Source organism: Arthrobacter sp. HY1533 (genome assembly GCF_027568515.1).
In the GTDB taxonomy this organism is placed as follows: Bacteria; Actinomycetota; Actinomycetes; order Actinomycetales; family Micrococcaceae; genus Specibacter.
The window spans coordinates 1-3065 of the sequence record NZ_JANKZF010000038.1 but is presented as its reverse complement, the minus strand read 5'-3'; the positions used below and the strand labels follow the sequence as shown (position 1 = coordinate 3065).

The following is a 3065-nucleotide window of genomic DNA, read 5'->3' as shown; positions in this document are numbered from 1 at the left end:
GGTCGGTTTTGACCTTATCGCCCGGTGCCCGCAACAGTTTCGAGGATGCCGCGACCACGCAATCGATCCCGGCCTCGCGCAGGTGCCGGGCGAGCACGTACCCGGTCGGGCCCGACTCGTAGACCGCTTTCACGGGTGGCTCGAAGCGGCGGATCCAGTCCAGGACGACCACCGGGTCTGAATCCATGGCCATCCTCACCAGCTCCCCGGTGACGGGATTCAACGCGCATCCCACCACCGAAACCGCGTGAACATCAAGCCCAATAAACGTATGCTGAAACATAGCCGGGACCTCCCAAAACTCACATGTGGCACTACCAATGCAACGCTCCAAAGGCCGCAAAGCCAGGGAGGTTGTTCACTGGCAACCCACGGAAGCTGTGAAACAGAAGGCCCCGGCCCTCACCTCATATCGTCTAACAGGTTCCCGGTGGTCGGCTTGTCCCGGTGGTCGGCCTGTCCCGGTGGTCGAGCCTGTCGAGACCCAGGGGTCGGCAGGCTCAATCACCCGTGGCGGCGTACTCCACCACGGCGGCAGGCGGGGTTTCGTCCACAAGGTGGGGGCGGCGTCGTCCATCCCCGCGTACCCACAGCTTGAACGCAACGGTCAACAGCACCAGCCATACAGCGCCGACAACCAGGGCAGTGCGGGTGTCGGGGTAAACGCCCAGCAGCACGATGATGCCCAGCATAAACACGATGGCGGCGACCGAGGCCAGCGGCCACAGCGGGACGGGGAAGGCTGACGGGGCCATGCCACCGCGGGCGATTTCCCGCTTCATGGCCACGTGCGAGGCGAGGATCATGATCCACACCCACACCGTGGCGAAGGTGGCGATCGAGGCGATGAGCAGGAACACGTCCTCGGGGATGGTGGCGTTCAGGACCACGCCGGCCAGCAGCACGCCCGTCATGAGCAGCACTGTCATCCACGGCACGCCGGAACGCGAGATCTTGCCGAACGCGGCGGGTGCGTGGCCCTGCTGCGAGAGGCCGAAGAGGACCCGGCCGGCGCCGAAGATGTCACTGTTGATCGCCGAGAGGGCCGCCGTGATGACCACGGCGTTGAGGATGTGCGCGGCGAGCGGGATGCCCAGGGAGTCGAAAATCTGCACGAAGGGGCTGGATTCGCCAGTGATTTCATTCCACGGGACAAGGCTCATGAGCACGCCCAGCGTCAGCACGTAGAACAGCAGGATGCGGACCGGGACGGTGTTGACCGCCGACGGGATTGACTTGCCGGGATCCTTGGCCTCGCCCGCCGTGACACCGATGGTTTCAATGCCGCCGAACGCAAACATCACGACGGCGAACGCGGCCAGGAGCCCCACCCAGCCGTTGGGCATGAACCCGCCGTTGTTGACCAGGTTGCCCAGCCCGGCCGCGGCTTGTGCGCCTTCCATGTGGAAGCCGAACACAATGATGGCCACGCCGCCGGCGATCATGGCAATGATGGCGCTGACCTTGACCAGGGAGAACCAGAATTCCAGCTCGCCGAAAACCTTCACGCTGAGCAGGTTCACGGCCGCCAGGAAGAAGATGATGGCCAGGACCCAGATCCAGCGGGGCACGTCCTGGAACCAGAAGCCCATGTAGATGCTGAAAGCCGTGACGTCTGCAACGGCCACCACGGCCATTTCAAACACATACGTCCAGCCCGTGATGAACCCGGCCAGCGGGCCCAGGTAGCGCCCGGCGTACTGCCCAAACGATCCGGACACGGGGTGCCGCACGGCCATTTCGCCAAGGGCCCGCATCACCATAAACACGGCCGCGCCGGCAATGATGTAGGCCAGCAGGACCGCGGGCCCTGCCTTTTGGATCGCGCTGGAGGAACCGTAGAACAGGCCGGTGCCGATGGCGGAGCCCAACGCCATGAAGCGGATGTGCCGGGCGTTCAGGCCGCGGGTCAGGACGGATCCCTTGGGTTTCATGAGTGGGCTTTCTAACACTGCGTGCCGGGTGGGCTGCGCCACAAAGGGTGCATCAATGGTGCGCCACGCCACGTTTTTGGCCCTGTTTGGGCTCAAAATCGCGGTGCGGCGCTTGAGAATCTGGGATTTCAGACTGCAATATTCTATAGTGTGGCAACAGCAGCCGCCATTTCAGCCCTATCCTGAGGAGCCATGGAAACTGCCGACCGGAACCCTGCCCAGCCCGCCCCCGACACCGGGGCCGCTGTGCGCCGTCCGGCGAAGCCTGCCGCCAAGGTTGCCTCGAAGGTGCCGGCTGCGGAAAACACGTTGCGCATCCTGAAATTGCTCTCCTCCAAGAGGGGGCCGCTGGCCGCCTCCACGATCGCCAGCACGCTCGAGCTGCCGCGCTCCAGCGTCTACCACCTGCTGGGCGTCATGGAGCAGAGTGGTTTCGTCATGCACCTGCACGAGGAACAGCGCTACGGCCTCGGCGTCGCCGCGTTCGAACTCAGCAGCGCGTACTCACGCCAGGAACCGCTGTCCCGGCTGGGCCGGCCCCTGCTGGCCTCGCTCGTGGACAAGATCGGCGAAAGCGCCCACCTGGCCGTGCTGCACGGCCGCGACGTCCTGTACATCGTGGAGGAGCGGGCCAAGAACCGCCCGTCCCTGGTGACCGACGTCGGCGTGCGGCTGCCGAGCCACCTCACGGCCAGTGGGCGCGCCATCCTGGCCGCGCTGCCCAAGTCGCAGGTCCGGGCGCTGTACCCCAATGCCGCAGCTTTCAGTTCGCTGACAGAGGTGCCGGACCCGATCAGCAAGTACTCCACCCTCTCCGCCCACCTGGACCAGGTGCGGATCCGTGGCTATTCAACCGAGAGCGGTGAGGTCACCGGCGGCTTCGGCTCCGTGGCTGCCGCCGTGACCGACCACCTCGGCTGGCCCGTTGCCGCAGTGGCTGTCACGTTCCTGGAGGAAAAGGTGCCGGCGGAGCAGTGGCCCGAGCTGGCCGCACGCGTCACAAAGGTGGCCGACGAGCTGTCCACCAGGATCTACGGACGCCGCGAGGGCTGATTTTGGTGCCGCGGGGGGTGTTTTTTGGGAGTTGCGGCCGGGCCCCCCGGGGCGAAAGGGACAAAACACACCCCCCCC

Annotated in this window: 2 protein-coding genes and 1 pseudogene; 1 reads left to right on the top strand and 2 read right to left on the bottom strand. The window is 65.5% G+C overall.

Features of this window, described 5'->3' with window-relative positions; translation table 11 throughout:
• Positions 1-283: pseudogene (locus PCK14_RS18110) on the bottom strand (IS110 family transposase); the annotation flags it as partial.
• A 217-nt stretch (positions 284-500) separates the two neighbouring features.
• Positions 501-1934, bottom strand: a complete 1434-nt coding sequence (locus PCK14_RS18105) for an amino acid permease (protein WP_269939918.1) — start codon at positions 1932-1934, stop codon at positions 501-503.
• Between the two features lie 192 nt (positions 1935-2126).
• Between PCK14_RS18105 and PCK14_RS18100 the strand changes: the two genes are divergently transcribed.
• Positions 2127-2987: an IclR family transcriptional regulator gene (locus PCK14_RS18100; RefSeq protein ID WP_269939917.1), complete on the top strand. Its 861-nt coding sequence runs from the start codon at positions 2127-2129 to the stop codon at positions 2985-2987.
• Positions 2988-3065 lie beyond the last annotated feature (78 nt).

What these genes read in the sequence shown, in the direction of transcription:
- PCK14_RS18105 (WP_269939918.1), bottom strand. Translation starts at nt 1,934, where the DNA reads ATGAAACCCAAGGGATCCGTCCTGACCCGCGGCCTGAACGCCCGGCAC.
- PCK14_RS18100 (WP_269939917.1), top strand. Translation starts at nt 2,127, where the DNA reads ATGGAAACTGCCGACCGGAACCCTGCCCAGCCCGCCCCCGACACCGGG.